Origin of the sequence: Pelagibaculum spongiae, assembly GCF_003097315.1 — a bacterium.
Classification (GTDB): Bacteria; Pseudomonadota; Gammaproteobacteria; order Enterobacterales; family Pelagibaculaceae; genus Pelagibaculum; species Pelagibaculum spongiae.
This window is the reverse complement of the sequence record NZ_QDDL01000004.1, coordinates 202967-225670: the sequence shown is the minus strand read 5'-3', so window position 1 is coordinate 225670 and position 22704 is coordinate 202967. Positions and strand designations below refer to the sequence as shown.

Annotated in this window: 2 protein-coding genes; both read right to left on the bottom strand. The window is 44.8% G+C overall.

Translation table 11 applies throughout. The features are described 5' to 3' along the window. Window positions 1-67: 67 nt before the first annotated feature. Window positions 68-10495, bottom strand: coding sequence for a non-ribosomal peptide synthetase (locus DC094_RS11625; protein ID WP_116687286.1), 10428 nt, complete (start codon window positions 10493-10495; stop codon window positions 68-70). Next, a complete protein-coding gene (locus tag DC094_RS11620; RefSeq protein ID WP_116687285.1) occupies window positions 10492-22704 on the bottom strand; it encodes a non-ribosomal peptide synthetase in 12213 nt (4070 codons plus the stop codon). Before DC094_RS11620 ends, DC094_RS11625 begins: the two co-directional genes overlap by 4 nt.

The window sequence follows — 22704 nt, the reverse complement described above, 5'->3', positions numbered from 1 at the left end:
CAAGCGTCTTGCAGCGACCCGGTAGTCCGAGTCGCTATATTGTTATTATTTTTTCAAAACGCTGTGGCTATAGGAATTCTTCTTCCTCATCCTCCAGATCACCGGAATCAAATTGATCCGTTACATCCAGTGCAGCGTTTTGCTGATTATTATTTATATTGACCATCGCACTGGCAAGCTCAGCTAAACCGGCAATGGTAGGCATTTCAAATACTGCACGAAGCGGCAAATCGACACCATTATGCTGCTTCAAGCGCAGTAACATCTGCGTCACTAACAAAGAGTGTCCGCCAAGATCGAAGAAATTATCATAGATACCAACTTTCTCAATACCTAGCAGCCCTTGCCAAATCTCAGCCAACGCAATTTCCAGCGCACTTTGCGGTGCTTGATACTCTGTGGTTTGAATAAATTTCTTTTCCGGTCTGGTAAGTTGCGCCAGATCGACCTTGCCATTGGCATTTAGCGGTATTGTCTCCAACAAGACAAATGCGTTGGGCACCATGTATTGCGGTAACACTTTTGCCAGCGCTGCTTTTGCTGCTGAAAACGCGGCACTTTCATCGGCTGGTTTTTGCTCGGTGACAACATAAGCCGCCAACAGCGGATCATCATCTTTATTTGGCCAGGCGATGACATAAGCATCCAAAACACCTTCAAGCTGTTTAACTGCCAGTGCAATCTCAACCGGTTCAACCCGATATCCTCGAATAGAAACCTGCTGATCTTTGCGGCGAAGATAATGCAATTGCCCTTGCGAATCCTGCCAACCAATATCACCAGTTTTATAAGCAGCAAGTTGCTGTTTTTGATAAAAACCGCCAGTTTCGCTGCCTAGGTAACCTTTTGCCAAACGATTAGAAATCAGATGAATCTCACCAGTTTCAAATGGTTCAGCCGGTTGACCATCGCTACGTTCTAACTGAACCAAAACATCAGATAGCGGTATACCAATCGGCAATTGCTGTGTTTTTAAATCGGTAACATTCGCAACCACCATTAGCTGCGGCGTTTCACTCGCACCATAACCATTGAAGATTGCTGCTGCTGGCGCAAGTTGTTTTATCGTCTGAATATGATGCTGGCGTAGTTTATCACCACCGAAACAAATGCACCGCAAAGTAGGCAAAATTGCGTCGCAATTGGCCAAAATTTGCGACATTGCCGGTGTAATGTGTGCAACAGTAACGCCAGTTTGTGACAACCAGTTTTCAAGTTGCTTCTGATCGCGGATATCAACTTTATTCGGAATCATTAAAGTGGCGCCACAAGTCAGTGGCAACCAGATATCTCGCAGCAATGGATCATGACCTAAGCCAGAAAGCATAGAGACTCGATCGATTTGTTCGATTTTAATCTGCTGTTGCCACAACAATAGAAAGTCAGCCAGCGGTTGCATGCTGGAACAAATACCTTGCGGTTTACCGGTGGTGCCGGAAGTGAAGGTAATCCAGCCGCCCTGCTGTAATAACTGCTGATCGATCACCGGCAGTGGCTTCTTTTCAATTTGAGCTGATTGCAATGCATCTGAAAGCTGCTTTGCCGTGAGCGTTTGATAGCTTTGATGGTTTTGATGAGTGCGCGGCAAAGCGAAATCTTTCTCGCTCAGATCAACCAGCAAAACTGGCTTAGCCTGCTGCAACACCTGCTCAATTCGAGCGACGGGCCATTGACTATCTAACAGCAAATGCACTGCACCAACACGAGCCAATGCCAGCAAATTAACCACTAACGAAACATTTCTTTCTACCAGCAAGGCAACACAATCACCAGCAGAGATACCTTGCTGCAAGTAGGCTTGCGCTTGATTTTCAATTTGATTAATCAATTGCTGGTAGCTGATTTCGCTAGGTTGACTGGCTGACTGTTCGATAATCGCGATAGCTTGCGGCCAATGTGCTGCGTGACGGTAGATTTTTAATAATGGATGCGCCGCTTGCGGGCTATTTAACTTCAGCAATTGCGCAGGCGTAAATTCAGCAGCCTGTTCAATCGCGCAGATTTGTTTAACCGGTTGCTGGGCAGAATTAACCACCGACTGAGCAAAACCTTCCAGCTGTTGCAGCATCCATTGCATTCTCTGGCGGCTGAATTTATCACCTCGATATACCAAGCGAAGCAAATAACTCTGGTCTTGTTGCGGCTGAATATATAGCTCGATATCAAACTTAGGCTGCGGTGGTAACTGCTCTGCAGCAGCCCAAGGTTTTATTTGTAATGCCTGCTGATTTTCAGTGGTCGAGAAATCAGGCAAGTTGAGCATATTAATAAAGCATTGGAAAATCGGTGATTGATCCGGATCCCTTGGTAAATCCAATGCCTCAATAATCTGCTCAAAAGGCAAATCTTGATGGGTGTATGCATCGAGTGTTTGGCTGCGCACAGCAGATAATAAATCAGCAAAACTCGCTTCAGGATCGATATGACTTCGCAGCACCAAGTTATTCAAAAACAAGCCGATCAATGATTCCAACTGTGGTTGGTTTCTGCCAGCTACTGGCGTGCCCAGGCAAATATCTTGCTGGCCACTCCAGCGAGATAACTGCAGCTGCCAAAGCGAAACAAACACCATGAAAGGTGACGCGTTAAATTTCGCCGATAAGCCATTGATTGACTGTGATAAATCCTGGTTTAAAGCGAATTCAACTTGCTGACCTACCGCATTGAGTTGCTCCAAAGCCATCTGAGAAAACTGAGGCTCAGGATCATGATACAAATTGATTGGCGTGAGATCTTGCAGCTGTCTTTTCCACCAATCTAATTGCTGCTTCGCCTGAGTACTTTGTAGCCATTGTTGCTGCCACAACGCATAGTCTGCGTATTGAATTGGTAACGACTCCAACGGCAAATTCAGATACAAACGAGCCAATTCGTTCATTACCAATCTAACCGACCAGCCATCTGCCGCAATATGGTGAATTTTTACTGCCAGCAACCAACTGGTCGCATCAATTTTAAATAGCTTGGCTGCCAGCAATGGGCCATTCGCCAAATCAAAGCCTTCGGTTAAAAATTGCTGAATTCGGGTTTCAGCGATCGCGCCAGCCTGCTCGGCATATCCAGTGAAGTCTTGCTGGTGCAGCACAAAATCTGAAGGATCTTTAGCTTGAAATGCCAGCTGGTTTTGCTGCTCGCTACCATCATTAGCAGGACTGTTTTGTTGCGACTGGTCTGATGGCGAACTTTGCTGCAAGTTATGAATAAACGAGCCGGAAAGCACCTGATGGCGGGTCAACAAACTAACAAATGCCTGTTGTAGTCGAGCGATATCTAAAGTTTCCAACCCCGATTCAAGCTGCAAAACACCCGATAAGTTCAAGCCTCCTGAAAACTTTTTACCCATGCCGCCAGGCAATTCTTGCCCGGATTTTTTCTGCCGTTGTTCAATTGAGTGCTGTCCAGCTAATTGTTGCTCGATTGAATTCGAGCCTATTGGCTGCAACGAACGCTGATCAAGCGGTAAATTCTGCGTGGCTGTCAGGTCTTGGTCTATTATTGAAGTTGGATCAGCTGGCGAACCCTGCCCAAGCAAGTAATCTTGCTGCAGCATCTGATCAACGAACCAAATACGCTGCTGCGAAAAAGATAATGGTATAACATGCATATCTTTAGATTTAGCTTCTATCGGAAGCTCTAAAAAATGCGCATTAGCAGTACTGTCTGTTGGCCGATTAATCTGCGTATCTAGTGCCCGGCAAAAATCAGTCAGCAGCGGTGTTTCGAAAATCTGCTTAATTGGCAGTGTTCGATTAAATTGATCTTTAACCGCCGATACCAAGCGAGTCGCCAATAAAGAATGGCCGCCCAATGAAAAGAAGTTTTGCTGGTTGGCTGGCAAATAATCCAGTTTCAATAGTTGCTGCCAAATTTCAGCGACTTGTTTTTCAAGCTGCGTTTGCACAACTGCTGCTTGCTCGGCCTGATCTTTTGGATCAAATTCTGGCGTTTTTAGCTGGGAAATATCGATTTTTCCGCTGCGGTTGGTTGGCCATTGCGCCACCACCGACCATAAACGCGGAATCATATATTCAGGTAGTTGCTGGGCTAACTGCTGCTCCAACGCCATGAAATCAAATGGCTTATCTAACGCTAGAGAGTCAGCATCTAAATCAGCAACAATCCAAGCAATAAGTTGTGGCTGCTGTGTTTTTGGATCGATTCTAACCACCACCACCGCATCGGAAACTCCAGCTTGCGCTCGTATCGATTGTTGGATTTCACCCGGCTCAATTCGAAAGCCTCGGATTTTAATTTGCCGATCGAGTCGCTCAATATATTGCAAGCTCGCTGAACCATCAGCGCTCAATAATTGCCGCACACCGTCACCGGTTAAATAAGTTTTCTGCTGATCAGTTTCATCGCCTTGGGGAAAGTTAATAAATTTTTCAGCAGTCAACTGGGGCTGATTTAAATAGTCAATCGCTAACTGTGGGCCCGCAATTAACAGCTGGCCTTTGGCTCCGGCAGGGGCTGGTCTTTTGAACTGATCAACAATTGATAATTGCAGATTGGCCAGCGGCTGACCCAGTGAAGGTGTCGTACCAACAATTGGTTGGCAAGTAGCATCTACCGTTGCTTCTGTTGGCCCATAAACATTAAAAGCGGTCACATCTTTCAGTGAAACAATCGTTTGCCAAAGCATGTTATTAATCGTCTCACCACCGACTAATAAAGTCTTTGGTAAGTGATTAACACTTTCTGCTCGGGCGTCGAGCAAGGCAGTTAACTGTGAAGGTGTGACATCCAAACGGCTGACATGATGACGATTGAGATAAGCTAACATCACTGGTGGATCTAGTCGCATTTGCTGATCCAATAAAACCAGCGTGGCACCTCGATAAAGTTGAATTAACTGTTTAATCGCGCCATCAAAAGCGACCGAGGCATTTACCGCCACTCGGTGACCGAGCATTCCCTGTTCAATAGGTAATTGGTCAATTTGATCGGCTAGCGCATATTGCAAATGATTAACCGCAGCATGACTAATTCTGACGCCTTTCGGTTCGCCACTAGAACCTGAGGTGAAAATTAAGTATGCCGGACTTTGCGCATTAAAGGCCTCAAGCTTCAGATTTTCTGGCACAGGCTCGGTCAGTTGTAGTCGATCTAAATTGATAGCTTTAAGTGTTAAGTTAAGATCACTTGAATAAGGCGTCTGATTACAATCGAGCAGTACTTTAGCCTGACTAATTTTCAAAATTTGATTAGAACGCTGCGACGGATAATCTGGATCCATCGGCAGCCAGCCAGCGCCCAGCTGCCAAATTGCCGCCATCGCAACGATTTGATTAATCGATCTCGGCAGATAAAACGCCACCAGATCTTTATTTGTTACACCGGCATTCTGCAGATGTAACGCTAGGTTTAACGACTGCTGATGTAATTGCTCAAAGCTGATTTGTTGATCGGCACAAATCACCGCAATCTGTTGACCATGTTGTTGCGCTAATTGCTGCAGCAGTTGTACTGGTGATTGCTGGGTTGGAATATTTAGTGACTTACCTTTCAGCGGTAATCGTTCTTCAAGCATTGGCCATGAGAGCTTTGACATAACGCTATTTGGCGACAGCAGTACTTGATCGATTAGCAATTGCAGGTTTTTTGCCATTCGATGAATTAGCGGTTCATCGAACAAGTTTTTCTGCCAAACCAGATCAAATTCCAACTGGTCATGTTCAATTACATTGAGCTGTAATTCGCTAGCACTTCTTTCCAAATCCAACTGACAAGGTTCAATTTGTAATCCGCTATCAGCTAGCTCAGACAATCCCGACAATTGATTAGCACTTTGACGATTTTGTAGCACCAACATGGTTTGGAATAACGGCTGTTTTTTCAAATCTCTCGGCAGATCTAATTGCTCAATCACTTGATCTAGCGGTGCTTGGGCGTGCTCCCAGGCATCGAGACACAACTGCTGACTTTGTTGCAGCAACTGATTAAATGACAAATCTTTCGAAAGATCGGCGCGTAGCACCAAGGTATTAACGAAAAAACCAATTTGCTGATGTAACTGCAAATGATCTCGCCCGGCTACCGGAGTACCGATGGCGAAGTCATTTTGATAGCTATAGCGAGATAGCAGCCAACTCCACAAACTAAACAGACCGGTAAATAATGTCGTTTTTTGCTGCGTCAGTAGGCTTTTTAGCTTCTGAGATTGAACTGCATCGATTGAGAATCGGTAGTGACCAATCCCCTTCTCCGTTTGAGGCTGCCTTGTATCGGCGTTTGTATCGGCATTAGCACGATATGGCAGTTGAAGGTTTTCAACTCCAGATAATTGCTCAACCCACCAATTCACTTGATGATTCGCGAGTTCTCCGTGCTGCTGTTGCCACAAGGAAAAATCAACAAAATCGATTTCTAGTTCTGGCAACGACTGATTTTGGTAAAGACTAAATAACTCACTAAATAGAACGCGAGTACTCCACGCGTCACCAACAATATGATGCATACCAAGCAATAGCAGATAATCATTTTGCTGCTGATTCAATGAAACCAATTGACTGCGAATCGATGAGTCACTTAACAAATTATATGGCTTGGCGGCCATTTGATAGGCCATCGCCATTGCTTGATCTAATGAATGCCCTTCAGTGGTAAGGCTTTGATCGATCATTTGCAGCTGCGGCAGGTGCTCTCTGGCCAACAACTGAATATAAGGTTCGCCTTTTTTCTGGGGAAAACAGCTATGCAATAAAACATGCCGTTGCACTAACTGATCAAAACAATTTGCCAGCTTTTTGGTATCTAGCGAGCCTTTAATTCGAATCGCAAATTGCAGGTTATAACGAGTGTCTGTAGGTTCCAGCTGCTGGATAAACCACAGCCGTTTTTGCGATGAAGTCAGTGGTAAAAGTTCAGGTCGTTGCTCAATTTTAAGCAGTGGCGGCAAGCTGATCTGACCACTCTCGGAATCGCCCCCAGCGCCACCCTCCTGTAATTGCTCTATTCGTGCGGCCATCGCCTGCAAGTCAGGGCTGGTGAATATCTGTTTTAACGGCAATTCGATGGAAAATTGATGGCGGATTTGCGCAATTAATCGCATCGCCATCAATGAATGTCCGCCCAAAGAAAAAAAGTCATCTTCTCTAGCAATCGTTTTCACCGACAACAGCTCAGACCAAATTTCAGCTAGGCCAACTTCAAAATCGCCTTGTGGTAATTGTTGCTCCGTAAGGTTTTCCGATTTGATTTGATCAGGCCGAGGTAGTGCATGGCGATCTATTTTGCCGTTTGCATTTAATGGAATGTTTTCCAATGCAATCCAAAAAGTCGGCAACATAAATGCGGGTAATTTTTCTGCTAATTGTTGCTTAATCGCTTTGGCTGCATCCGAGGCAATTAACGAAGGCAATTGACTGCTTTGATCTTGTTGTCCGATCAATTCAATATCAGAAGCTTTAATCCATGCTACTAGCGCTTGATTATCTTCTGAATCAGTACCACTCGCACTCGCACTAAGACTACAAACATCTACCCAACTATTGGCAAAACCCGCTTCACGTAGAGCAAAACGTACATCTTCTAATTCGATGCGATAACCGCGTAATTTTACTTGCTGATCTTTACGCTGCTGATAACACACCTCACCTTGAGATGTGACTACCGCCAGATCGCCGGTTTTTAAAATGGTTGTTTCAGACAGCTGAGGTTGATCCTTATCCAAACCTTTAGATAACCCGCTTGATAACCAGTGAGAGCGAACCACTAACTCACCCAACTGATTAGAGCCGACCAAACTATTACCAGCCAAATGCGTTGGATTGATTGGATGATTCGAAGTTAAATCAAACAGCTCAAACTGATAGCAAGGATTGAATTGAGATAACTTGCCAATTGGCAGCGAACTATTGCTGGTTGCATCTGCTTCTAAATCAATCGGGTAAAGCGTCACTAACTGAGGTGTTTCAGATAAACCATAACCATTAAAGCAACTAGCGCTTGGCAACAACTGTTTTAACTGCGGTAACAGACTTGGCGATAATTTATCACCACCAAATACCGCCATTTTAACCGAGGCTAAAGCAGCTATATTAGGCAGATTGGAAAACAGCATCAGTTGTGCCAAAGCAGGTGTTAGGTGCAACAAACTAATCTGCTTTTCATCAATCCATTGCGCCAGGGCCACGCCGTCTTTTCTGAGCTGATCGCTAGGGATATGTAAACAACCACCGCTAATCAGTGGCATAAATAAATCACGCAGCAGCGGGTCATGCGATAAACCGGCTAATAATGGTGAATTTATGGATTGCGCCGAATTGCTGCTGGATAAATTGCCATTAGATTGACTGATATTAAATTGAAGCGATGAATTAACCTGTGGCAAATACCAATCAGCAAAAGCAGAAAATGCCTGTAATTGGCTAACCATACCTTTTGGTTGGCCAGTGGTGCCTGAGCTAAAAGTAATCCAACGCGCTGTTTCAAATTGCTTGTAAGAAGACAGATCGCTCCAAAAATCATTGGCGTCAGCAAAATCAATTGGATTCGCAGCGCATTTTAATAAATAACAAGTGTTATTTAAATCCAGCTCAGTCGGCAAAGCAGTCGATGACATTTCAGCCGCCAGCACAACATCGACATTGGCCAAACTTAACTGTTTCTTTAATCGTTCTGCTGGCCAAGCAGAATCCAGCACCATTACCGAACCACCGCAGGCAAAAGCTGCCAGTAGATTGACCACCAGATCGGTATTTCGCTCTGCCAACACTGCGACCGTCAAACCAGAAATATTAGCCGAGTCATGGCCAACAATACTTAGCGTGCTCGCTGTCGTTTGAATTTGGCGATAAACAGAGAAAACCCGCTCAGATAATTGCTGATAATTCATCTGAAGATCTGGTGAGCTAACGGCGATTGCTAAAGGGTTTTGCTGTATTTGCTCTGAAAGCAATTGCAAAGGCGCTTTAAATTGCTTCGGTTCAGCCGGCGCTAAGAAAGCTTGCTCTCGTGCTGACTTTGCAAGATTTCCGGTAGCTGGAATCGGCAAGGCAATTTCGGATAATGGCGTATCGGGTGCCGCAATTAATAACTGGCTGTATTCAACCAGCTGGTTGAGCCAATATTCAGCGGTTTGTTGCTTGAAAAGATCTTTGCGATATAACAGATCTAGTTTAATCCCCTGCTCGGTTTCACTGGCATATAGAGTTAAATCAAACTTGGCCTGCTCAGCACTATCACCTAAAGATAATTGCTCGATTTGCAAGCCGGCCAACCCCCCTTCGGATTTTGGCAAATTCAGCATGTTGAGGAAAACCTGAAACACCGGCGTTCTTGTGATATCTCGTTCTGGTTGCAGGGTTTCAACAATTTTTTCAAACGGAATATCTTGATGCTGCCAGGCATCGAGAATTGTCGCGCGTGTTTGACCGAGCCAAGATCGGAAGGATTGCGTCCAATCAATCTCGCTGGCAAATGCCAGTGTATTCAAAAACAGACCAATTAACGGTTGCAGTTCATTGCGGTCACGACCGGCAACTGGCGCGCCGATGACTATTTTTTGTTGATTGGCTAAACGACTGAGCTGCAGTGACCAAATCGCCATCAAATTCATAAACTGAGTGGTTTGCTGGGAGTTACCAATGGCCGAAAGCCGTCCTACTGTGTTTTTACACAGTAGTTTTGAAGTGATGCCAGCAGAAGGCTTTCCGGGGCTGCGTTTAAAGTCACTGGCTAATGCCAAAGGTTCGCTACCAGCAAGCTTATCTAGCCAAAAAGCGGTTTGTTTTTCTAGTTGCACGCCGGTTAGCTTATTGCGCTGCCAAGCTGCAAAATCTGCATATTGCAAAGCTAATGGTGGTAATTTCGGCTGTCGCTTTTCTACTGCCGCCGCATAAAATTCGCTTAATTCATTTATCAGGCACGACACCGACCAACCATCAGAAATAATATGGTGCATGCAGATCAAAAGCTGATGATCATCTGCTGCCAACCGATAAGGCTGGGCAATAACTAAAGGACCATCAGTTAATTGAAATGGCTGGTTAGCCAATACTTTAGCGCTAGCTGTTACCTGAGTAATTTCAGTAATTTCAATTAACCGATTAAGATGCAAACCGTCTAAATCGGCGCAAATATACGGCTGACCATCGCCACCATTAAAACGACTTCTTAATACTTCATGGCGCTGGCTAATTTGAAAAAAGGCTTGATCTAATGCCGCTAAATTTAAACTGCCGGTTAAGCGATACAAGGCCGCCATGTTGTAACTGGCCGTTCCGCCTTCCAACTGGTCGATAAACCATAAGCGCTCTTGGGCAAAAGATAAGGGTAATTGCGCCCTAGAACCGGGAATAGTGGCAATGGTTTGTGTTTTAAGCCGGGCAGCTTGTTCTAAAAAAGCCACCACCTTGGCTTTATTGGCCGAAACCTGTTGCTTTAATTCAGCAGTAAAAGCACCTTCAGGTGCACTAAATGCCAAACGGCCCTGCTCCAGCCGAAGCTGAATATCTCGCTTGGCCAGCTCAGTAATCAAATTTTTAATGGTCACAGAAAACCCTCGTCCCTAACTGCTTCGGACTCTTCTTGTTCTGACTGATTATTTTGTTTTTGTACTGTGTGTTCTGACTCTAATTCAGCATCTGGTAGATCATCAAAATCAGTAAATTCAGAAAACTCATTTTGAGGTGCTGCAGCATTGACCGCCCAACGCACGCTTTCGATATAGTCAGAAATATCAGCAATGGTACGCATTTCAAACAATTCACGCAGCGGAATTTCAATCTCAAACCTTTGACTAATCCGTGCCACCATTTGCGCCACTAGCAGCGAATGACCACCTAACTGGAAAAAGTCCTGATTAATAGAAACTTCGGTGACCCCTAACAGTTCACACCAGATCGCCGCCAAATCTACTTGTAATTCAGTTGTTGGCGGAATGTTTTCCACTTCAGCCTGTTGCGGTGCCGGTAACGACTTTCGATCAACCTTGCCACTGGCATTTAATGGCCAATGATCAAGCGCAACAAAAAACGCAGGGACCATATAATCCGGTAAATACTGGCGTAAATGCGTCATTATCTGACTGGTTTCAGGGGTGGCTGTTTTGGTATCTAGCAATACCCAACAACCCAGCAAATTATCTTGCGGCTGTACGATGGCTTCAATAATGCCATCCAGCTGCTGCACCCTTTGCTCAATCTCTCCTGGTTCCATCCGTAAACCATTAAGCTTTAACTGGAAATCACGACGACGCAGATAATGGAATCGATTATTTTCCATCCAACCTAAATCACCGGTGAGATAACACTTTTCACCATTAATTAACGGAAAACTCTGCTCGGTTAATTGATTCTGACCGATATAGCCGTCACCGACCGCAATACCAGAAATAACCAATTCACCAATCATACCTTGCGCCAAAACACGTTGCTGACCATCGCAAACTTGCAATTTCACTCCAGAGATTGGCTGACCTAGCGTTATATATTGTTGGTCAACTAACTGTTGCCCAGATAATTCGCTGTAACAAACCACATCAGTAGCTTCAGTCGGGCCATAGCTATTAATCAATCGAGTCTGATTGCTAACCAGCCAATCTTTTAATCGAGAAAGCTGCACCGCTTCGCCACCCAGCACCAGTGTTTTAATCGAAGCAATCGTTTGCAGACCACCTTCTAAGTCACTTTCAAGCAACGGATAAAAAGCACTCGGCGCACAGTTCAGCCAACTGACTTTATGCTGTTCGATCAACTGTCGGATTTGCAGCAGGTCATAGCTAGCAGTCGTCGGTAGAACTAGTTTGGCACCAGCCAAAAGCGGAGCAATCAGGTTTTTCTGGGTCAGATCAAAGCCAATACTGGAGATAGGTAACAATGTTTGTTGCTGGTCTAACCCAGCATCATTGAGATACCAATTAAGAAGGTTTATAAAACTATCACGGCGAACCTGAGCACCCTTAGGCCGACCGGTTGAACCAGAAGTGAAAATCGCATAAAGCGGTGTCAGTGAATTGGTATCTGGTGCATTCCAATTATCTAATTGTGACTGACTACTCGTTAATGCCGCCGCCTGGGCAGACAACTGATCAAAACTAAGCAGTTGAACAGGTGAAATTAATTGCTCTGGGGCTAACTCCGTCACTAGCCTCGTCAGCTCAGGTAATTTATCTGGCTGACAAATAATTAATGTCGGTTGTGCATCTTCAATTATTTGTTGAATACGACCGACCGGAATCGATGCATCAATCGGCAAGTAACTGGCACCACAACCAATCACCGCCATAATACTAGCCAGTAATTCACTGGTTAAATCACCACAAATTGCTATTCGATCACCACTAGTAACGCCCTGTTGCTGCAATAGCACAGCAAAGCGAGCCACTTGCTGTGCAAATTGCTGATATGTTAATGAGCCTTGTGACGATTCAATTACAATGTTATTGGAATGTTTTGCTGCGCTTTCAGTAAATTGCTGAGAAATACTTGCAACTAAATTGACTGACTGAGCCATTTCTCTTGCATCATAAATTGCAGCATTGTTCTGTGTCTTACTGAGCAGGCTATTGGGCAGGCACATCTGCAAATCAGACAACGTCAAAGTTTGTTGCTCGGCATGTGCTGCAACAAACTGTCCCAGTAAAGATTCCATTTGCTGCAACCATTGCTCGGCGGCAAAATCTGCATCGCAATACAACTGCATTTCCAGCGAATTTTCTTGCGCCTTTAATACCAGCTGAGTTTGTCCATCCACTGAAGGTGAAAAATCAACAAACGGCAAGCTATTTCTCTCAAATTCAATACCTTGCAAGAAGTTAATAAAGTTAAACATAAAGCCAGCTTGGCCAGCATTCACAAGTTGTTTTTGTGCCATTGGGCTAATCGGTAAATGCTTTTGCCCTTGGCGACGAGACAAGCGAATTTGATTCGCCAACTCAGTAATTGTGTTATCGCCAGCCAACCAATCATGTTCAATCAAACAAGGCACTGGCTGATAATAACAACCGGCAGCGGTTAATTGTTCGATTGTTCTGCCCGAAGCAAATTCGGTCAAACAGAAATCATGTTGCGCATGGGTTACCGATTGAATTTGCAAGGCATAAATGGCCCGACATAAATTTGGAAGCGATACATTTTGCTGCTCAGCCGCTTGCTGAACATCCAACCAAAGCTGCTTGTTCAAATCGACTCGAATTAATTTTCGCTGTGGCTTTAATCCAGATTCAACTTCAGCTGTTATTGCGGCTGGCAGCGGCTTTTTAAGCAAAGTTGCCGCTTCACTGTTAGCAAGCGCTTGTTGCCAAAACTCAAGATGCTCGCTCTGATCGGTGATCTGCCGTAGCAAACGCATGTCATCGGCAATCATCGGTTGCGGCAGTTCAATCGGATTATTGTTTTCCAGCGCCTGATAACAATCGATTAATTGCTGGGCAATCTGCACACAGCCAATACCATCAACCAATAAATGATGATTTCGCAGTAACAGATAACTGCATTGATCAGTCAATATATGGCCAATCTGAAATAGCGGCTGATCAATTACCTGCCATGGCTGGCGAATTAACTGCTCTGCATGGTCGATTAAGGTCGACTGATCATAATAAAAATGACGCCAATCCAACGATTGCACGGTCAAGCTTTGCTGCGAAGGCGATAACCATAACGGCCCATTCCATAGCTCTTTTCGATTGTATAATCGATGGTTTAAATAAGGCTGATGTTGAATTAATTGATCCAATGCCTGTTGCAAGGTTTGTGGATCTAATAAACGTGGCAACGGCAAAACTAAACCAAAACTATTTGATTGGCTTTGCGGATCTCGCAGACTTTGTAGCGCTAAATCTCGTTGCACGGGGCTTAGCGGCATGCCTGAAGTATCGGCTGAATCCAACGCCAATCGCTGCAAAGTAATTTCTGGCATTTCAACCAATTGCGCCAACAATAATTGCCAGGCATCTAACAAGCGCTGCATGCTAGAGCGATTAAACAAACCGGTGCAATATTCCAAGGCACCTTGCAACTGCCCTTGCTGATCAAGGCCGAGCGCCATAATCAAATCGTATTTGGCCCGACCGGTAAACACTTGCAGTGACTCAACCTGCAATTGATCCATCTGCAATTGCAACGGCCCTTGGCTTAACCAAGAAAAACCACTTTGTGCCAGCGGCTCGTAATGCTTGCTGCGTTCCACCGCCAAAGCATCAATCACCATATCGATGGGCGCTTCGCTGTTAGACAAGGCACCCATTACCGCTAGCCGGGTCTGTTGCAGGCTTTGGATAAAGGAAGGGTTTCCCTTAAATTGCTGGCGAATAATCTGCGCATTAACAAAGCAGCCAATCAACGGCTCAAGCTCCGGTAAATTACGCCCGGCTTCCGGCACACCAATACAAATATCAGACTGATCTGTCCAACGCGCTAGCAGCATTTGCCAACTGGACAACATCAACATATAAGGCGTGACATTTTGCTGCTTGGCCAGTGAAACCAATTGCTGGGATAGGTTAGGCGATACCGAAAACTCAACCGTATCAGCGGTGCGGTCAGTAACATCCGATCGAGGTCGATCCAGCGGCATACTCAATAATGCTGGTGCATCTTGTAACTGGTTTTTCCAATAATCGAGCTGTTGTTGTAACTGCTGCTGATCAAGCCAACTTCTTTGCCACAGCGAGAAATCAAGGTACTGAACCGGCAACGCTGGCAATTCAGGCGATCTGTTTTCACAAGCCGCCAGATAACCTTCGCTGATCTCTTTTAACAACAGATCAATTGACCAGCCATCGGCAGCAATGTGATGAACCGTTAACTGCAAAATATGTTGTTTTGCAGTTAACTTAACCAACTGCACTCGAATTAACGGCCCACGTTGTAAATCAAATGGTTTTTCTGCTTCTCGCTGCAGGATTCTCTGTTGTTCCTGCTCAATGCTCGCTTGGCTAAGCGTGGTTAAATCTAATAGCGGAATTTCAGAAAATTCATTAGGCAGAATTTTTTGCAGCGGCTGATTATTGTGAACTGAAAAATAACTTCTGAGCACTTGGTGTCTTTCAAGCAGCTTAAATACCGCCTGATTTAACGCTGCAATATTTAATCGACCGGTTAGCTTCACTGCGGCAGGCATGTTATATGCCGGATCATCAAGATCCATCTGCTGCACAAACCATAATCGTTGCTGGGCCCAAGACAACGGTCCTTGCGTTTCACCGGTTGGCAACAAAGCCGGTCGATCAGTGAAACCTGTTTCTTGCAATATTGTTGATTGTTGTAATGCCGAAATCTGCTCTGCAAAATCTGCCAATACCGGATGATCAAATAGCATTTTCAAAGAAATCGCGAGTGACAGCTGCTTTTTAAGCCGCGCCACTACCTGACTGGCCAGCAATGAATGACCACCAATTAAAAAGAAATTAGCCCGTCGATCTGGCAAGTTTTCTAGCTGCAACAAAGGCTGCCAAATACTGGCAATTTGCTGCTCTAGCGGCCCTTCTAACCAGATTTGTTCTGCTGAAGTGGCTTGCTGCTGATGCTGATCCGATAAAGATGATTCGGATTCACTAACACTGACAACATCGGCCAACAACAGAAGTTTATCTTGATGCTGTCGAACCAGAATTGGTAAAACTTCACTCTGATTCGGCTGCAAATCTAGCTGTTGGTTTAAATAGCCAATCGCGAATGCAGGTATCGGCTGTCCAGCAGAATCACTTACCTGCAATGTTTGACCAACCGCCGCTTGCAACTCAAAACATCTGTCTTGCGGTTGATATTCAGCAAAGCCAAGCAACTGACCGTTCTTTTTAACTAATGATAAATGGCAGGATTGCTTTATCGCCAGTGGTAATTCAAGCAAAGCCGGATTGATCGACTGATTCAGGTTTAACCAAATAGATAAATTGGATTGTTGTTTAAGTTGTTGTTGAATTTGTGGTGAAAATTCGAATAACTGCTGTTGATCAAGCGGCAAAACATCGACCTTGGCAATTTTTCCGAGCTGCAGCTGATCACTTTCAAACATGTCTAATTGCAAGCAATCACCGAATAACAGCATTGAAAATTGCAATATAAAATCAATTGATTGCTGATCATGTGTTAACGCCAAGGTATCTGGATGGTCTTGACCACATTGCAGCGTTTGTCGAATTTGCTCTAATGCCGGTATCAGTTCGACGGTATCAATTTGCTGGATCGCTCCATCGCTCAACAATGACCATAAGCGATGCTCAATAACTTGAAGCGGCTGCTCATTCCCCGCCAAAGGCAAATGGTGCAAGTCGATCGCAACCGACGAACAACTGAGGGCAAACCTATCTCGGCGCTGCCAGTCAGTTAACAGCAAATTGGCAACGGCAAGTGCTGCCTGATTGTTCGGATCAGGGGTTAATCCATCTAATGGCAACGGAATAGCACCAATTTTCCACATGGCGATAACCGATACCACAAAACATTCATCTAGCGGCATATCAATTGCCACGGTACTTCCTGGGTAAATCCCCTGCTCCAATAACCAATCGGCCAAAGCTTGTGCTCGCTGGTTTAATTCATGGAATTGCAATTCAACGCCATCAAAGCGAATTGCACTTCTGCCAGGGTAACTTTCACACTGCATGGCGAGTAATTGCGCGGCAGTCCAATTCAAGCTGCTTTTAGCAGTTTGAGGATTAATGATTTGGCGTTTATTTAACCGATCATGGTCCGATAGATAATTTAACTGCCGCAAAGGCTGCTGTGGTTGCAAACAAATGCTTTGCAAAAGCTTTTTAAAGTTTTCAACCATGGAATGCATCAGTGTTTGTTCAAACATGGCATCTCGCCAGTTTAATCCACCCTGCAATCGGCCTTGCTTAATATACATACCCAGCGCTAAATCGAACTTGGCTGAAGTAACTGGCGCATGTGCCTGGTGGATTTCCAACCCCGGCAGCAATAAATCCTGTTGGGGCGATTCACTATTAAGGGTGAAAACACTTCTAAAGAACGGAGCCTGTTTACGCTGATGATTTAATGATTCCACCAACAAATCATAGGGTAACTGCTGATATTGCTGAGCTAACCGATGAACTTGTGCCGCATGAGCAATTGCTTGTTGGGCCGTTTGCTGGCCAGAAAATTTAAGGCGCAAACACAGCATATTAACGAAGCAACCGAGCATCGGTTCCAATTGGCTGGTTTGGCGACCAGCAATTGGCGTTCCAATACATAAATCTGAACTATTACTGTATTGCGATATCAACCAACCCCAGCTGGAAAGCAATAATTCAAATAGGGTAACCCCTGATTGACTAGCCAATTTTTGCAAGCTTTCAGTTAGCTGCTGGTCCAGAGCAAATAGGTACTCCCTGCCAGATTGCATTAATTCTTGATTGGCACTCAAATTTGAAGTTAGCTTTTCAGGTAACTGTAATTCAGGCAAACCTTGTAGATTACTTTGCCACCACTGCAGCATTTGTTGAGCTTCAGGCTGCTGTCGCCACTTTTCTTGCCATGCGGCATAGTCTCGATAATCAACTGTCAAATCAGGCAAGCCTAAAAATTCATCATTTGAATTATTTTCTATTCTCTGGCTGTATAAAATTGACAGTTCACGCATCAAAACACCCATCGACCAACCATCTGCAATCGTATGATGCAATGTGATAAGTAATAGGTGCTGCTCAGCTTCTAGCTTGAGCAATTTGAATCGATATAACGGACCATATTCCAAATCCATTGGCGTCATAGCTTCAGCCAGCAGCAATGCCTGGTGCTCTTGCTGCGCCAGGGTTTGCGGCAATTGCGTTAAATCCACCACCGGCAATGAGAAATCACTAAGGTAATTAACCGCTAACAATGGCAAACCGTTATCTGCAGGAAAGTAACTACGCAGTGAACTATGTCGCTGGATAATTTGGTTAATTGCATTTTCTAGCGCTGCAATATTCAACTGACCATTTAATTCAAAAGCGGCTGGAATTAAATAAGCTGCACCTGGCTCTAATTGCTCAGCAAACCAGATTCGTCTCTGTTCAGCAGAAGCAAAAACCGTCTGCTGCGGATCAACCGGCAGTATTTCAACCTGAGCACCTGAATGCTGACGTGACGTTTCAATTAACGATTCCAGCCGTTCAATTTCTGGCGCTTCAAAAAGCTGTTTCAGAGAGATTTCGGTATCTAACCGGTCGCGGATTCTTGCCATCATCCGCGTCGCCAGCAGTGAATGGCCACCTAGCTCGAAGAAATTATCGCGAATACCAACTTGATCTAAACCGAGTAATTCACACCAAATTTCAACTAACTGTTGCTGAATTTCAGTTTTCGGAGCGACATATCGATTTTGCTGCTGCAATTCCGGATCAGCCAACAACTTATCGTTAACCTTACCATTGGCCGTTAGCGGTAAACTATCAATCCAGATATAAGCATTTGGCACCATGTAACTCGGCAGGCTTTGCTCCAGATGCGCTCGCAGCTGATCGAAATCTAATCTGCCAGCAGTTTGCTGATCCGCAGCAACCAACCAAGCAACCAGCTGTGGATTGCCTGCGGTAATTTCTCTGACGCGAACCACTGCTTCATGAATATTCGGATGCTGACTAATCGCTGAAATAATTTCGCCTAGTTCAATCCGGTAGCCGCGAATTTTCACTTGATGATCAATTCGGCCTAAATATTCCAACTGCCCAGTGATGTTTTTTTCTATACCCGAAATTTCATCAATATCATATCGGCATAAATCACCGCTGCGATAAAGCTTGCCTTGGCTATTTTGCAACTGTCCTAAAGCGTGGCTAATAAATTTTTCAGCAGTTAATTCTGAACGGTTTTGATAGCCCGGACTAACACCAGCACCGGCAACATGCAGCTCTCCGGCAACACCCACTGGCAACATCCGCTGCTGTGGGTCTAAAACAAAACCCTGCAAATCCGCCAAAGGCTTGCCAATAATGCTGATTCCGCGGCGAACATCTTGCAGACTAATTGGGTGCCAAGTCACATGAACTGTGGTTTCGGTAATGCCGTACATATTGACCAGTAAAGGTTGGTCTGGTTGATGCTGCTGGTACCACTGATCTAATGCAGGGAAATCCAACGCTTCGCCACCAAACACGACACAGCGCAAACTAAGCGGCAGGCGTTTTTGGCCGTCAATTCGAATAATCTGACTAAAAGCAGACGGCGTTTGATTAAGGAAAGTAACTTTCTGATCAACCAACAGCTGATAAAACGCATCACTGTCTTTTGCTGTTTCACTAGGAACAATGACGAGCTCAGCGCCATATAACAGCGCACCCCAAATTTCCCAAACCGAGAAATCGAAGGCATAGGAATGGAATAGACTCCAGACATCTTGATGGGAAAACTTAAAAATCGGTTGGCTAATATCAAAAAGCCGCAACATATTGTGCCGCGTAATCGCTACACCCTTAGGGTTTCCGGTGGTACCTGAGGTGTAAATGCTATAGGCCAAATCATCGGGTTTAACGGCAAGCGGGGTAAATTGCGCAGGCAGGTTCAACCAGTGCAAGCCGGCATTTGTATGATCAATATCTGACTGATCAATTAACAGGCTTTGCCCGTTAAATTGAGTCAATCGATCCAACAAATGACTATCACTAATTAATAATTCAGTCTCGCTATCACCAAGAATGTATTCGATTCTTTGATCTGGAAATATCGGATCAATCGGTAAATAGCTGGCACCGGCCCGTAAAACACCAAGGATCATTACCGGTAGCCATTGGCTACGCTCCAGACAAATTGCTACTGGCTGGCCGGGCTGGGTGATTCGTTGACTGACCCAATGGGCTACCTTGGCGCTATATTGCTCTAGCTCGGCATAACTTAATTTTTGATCGACAAAACTAACCGCGGTTCGAGCGCCATGCTCGATAGCAACCCGATTAAATCTCTGCCCGATATCTTCTTGCCACGGAGATTCTACTTGCTGGTTCCAAGATTCAATCTGCTGCTTTTGTTCTTCTGCACTGATCCATTGCAATTGAGAAAGCTGCTCAGTACCAGCAAGAATTTGTCGACTGATACCATCGATCCGTTGTAATAAATTACGATCGGCAAATTCAGATTCGACGAATTTAAGGCTTAATCGAAGGTTTTGCAGCTCAGCGGCCACATCAGATTCAGGCTCGACAATCAGCTCAACCAGCTCAGGCACATCAGGATTGATAAATTTTGCATCAAGATTTTCTCCTGAAATATCAAGCTGATTTTTAAAACTATAGAAGTTGAACATGAAGTTCAAACGACCACTGTCAGATAATTGATGCTGGCGTAAAACAGAAATTTTTCGATAAGGCGCTACTTGGCGAATCGCTTGCGCCAGTTGCAACATGCCTTGGCTAACGGTTTTGTTTTCTGGCTCTAGCCAACTATTTTCAATAACTAAAGGCACTTGCTGAAAGTAACAGCCTAAATGCTGCATTTGCTCTTTTAGCCTGCCATGGTGAACATCCAGCAGTTGGAAATTTTCTTCACTGCGGCAAAGCATTTTCAACAATAAGGCATAGATGTAGCGGAAATAAACTGAAGGATGTATTGAAAGCTGCTGGCAATAGTTTTGAATTTGCCGCCAGTGCTGATTATCCAGCTTATATTCGAGGTCAACCCGCTCTGGCTTACCAGCAGAATTTTCATCTGGCTGCAAGGGCTCACAGCTTTCCAATAATGGCTTCCAATAGTCGAGTATTTCAGCGGTATCCATTTGCTGATTAAGCTGCGCGACGTCTTGTTGGAAATAATCATCAACCTGCAAGGTTTCGCCGCGATAGCATTTAATCTGTTGTTTCAACATCGCCATCATAGAGAAACCATCAGAAAACATATGATGGATCGCTAACCAGCAAACACTTTTACCATTATCTAGGTGAATCAGGCCGAAACGAACTGGTGGACGATTATTGTGTAAATCCCATGGCTGCTTAACTTGTTGATTAAGCCAAATCTGAAGCTGATCGGCTGCGAGTTGGTCAAATCGAAACTCTATCGGCCAGGAGTTATTTTCTTGTTGGTAAGCAACATCAGCGCCGGGTAGATCACATTTAAATACCGAACTACGCATTGATGGGTGTGCATCAGAAACCTGCTGAACCGCCTGCTGCCAAAGCGTCGGATCAATCTGATAGTCAGTTTCAGCATAGACACCGACTGAATTAACGAGACCATCGCGATTAAGAGAGCTTTCTAGATATAAATCACGCTGCATTTGTGTCAAAGGCAGCATCGGATTAATTGATTGATCAGAGCTAATCGCAGTCGGGTTTAATCTTTTAGCCAGATCGATACCATCCCAAAGCGGCACGGAAGCAAGTAACGCTTTGGGTATTTCAACCATCGCCTGCAACAGGTTTTGGTACTGCTGCGCCATTAGTTCAATCGACGACTGCTGATAAAGATCAGTTGAATATTCAACCGACAATTCAACGCCGGTCGACTTTTGCCGCGCCATCAGCAATAAATCGTACTTTGCGGTGGCGCGTTCTGGTTCTTTAATTTGTAATTCAAGGCCTGGTAACTGCGGCATTTGCGGATCACGACTCATACCAAAGCCAACCTGAACTAACGGGGCATGGGAGGATTTGCGTGTGATACCTAGCTGGTCAATCAGCAAATCAAACGGAAGTTGTTGATGATTGAATACTTGCTTTACCCGCTCGCTAGTTTGTTGATTTAACTGCTCTAGCGTTGGATTTTCTGCCACCGAGGCGTGGGCAACCAATGAATTAACAAAGCAGCCTACCAGCGGCTCTAACTGGGTATGACTTCTGCCACTACCTGGAATAGCCACTGCAATTTCAGATTGATCACTCCAGCGGGATAATATCCCCTGAAAACCACTCAGCAGCAGCATAAATAGCGTTGAATTTTGATCCAAAGCCAGCTGCTGTAGAGAGTCTAACAATCGATTGTTTAGCGGAAAATGAAAAATAGCGCCCTTACCGGATGGCTGAACAGGACGAGAATGATCGGTACGCAGCCGCAGCAACTCGGGTAAATCCTTAAGCTGACTTCTCCACCATTCTAGTTCTTTAGCAAACTCACCTTTTTCGGCAAGCGACCGCTGCCAAACGCTGTAGTCGGTATATTGCAATGGTAATGAAGCAAGTTCAGTCGGTTTTTTCGCAACTAATTGCTGATAAAGCTGAGACAATTCACTCACTAATACTTCCATAGAAGCACCATCAGCAACGATATGATGTACCGTGAGTAATAACCAATACTGCTGCTGATTTTTATCTAGCGAGAGCTGCAGCAAACGTGCCCGAAACGGCAATTGATGAATTAAGTCAAAAGGCGTTGCTGCTTCTAAGCGTGCGTGTTCTTTGGCCAGTATTTCTGGCGTTGCATGGTGCGATAAATCTTCTTGATGTAATTCGAATTTTCCCGCAGTTTGCAGCTTAAGCCGTGCTTCACCGTGATGATGAATAAAATTGGCCCGCAGCATCGAATGCCGCCCAACTAAAATCTTTAACGATTGTTCAAGCGCAGCAACATTCAACTGGCCGGTTAAATGCAAAATCAACGGGATATTTAATGCTTCCCGATGATCGCTCATTTGGTCAATAAACCACATTCGTTGCTGGGCAAACGACAAGGGGTAATCTTCAGCCTCAATTTGGGCTGGAATAACATTAGATTGGGTAACTGCAGCATTTTTTTGCTGGCGACTAGCAGTCTGACTTTGCTGCTGTCGCAGCTTTTGCAGCAGGTGACGGCGCTGTGCTTCAGACAGCCCCGCCAGCCGCTGTTTCAACTGGTCATTGCTCAT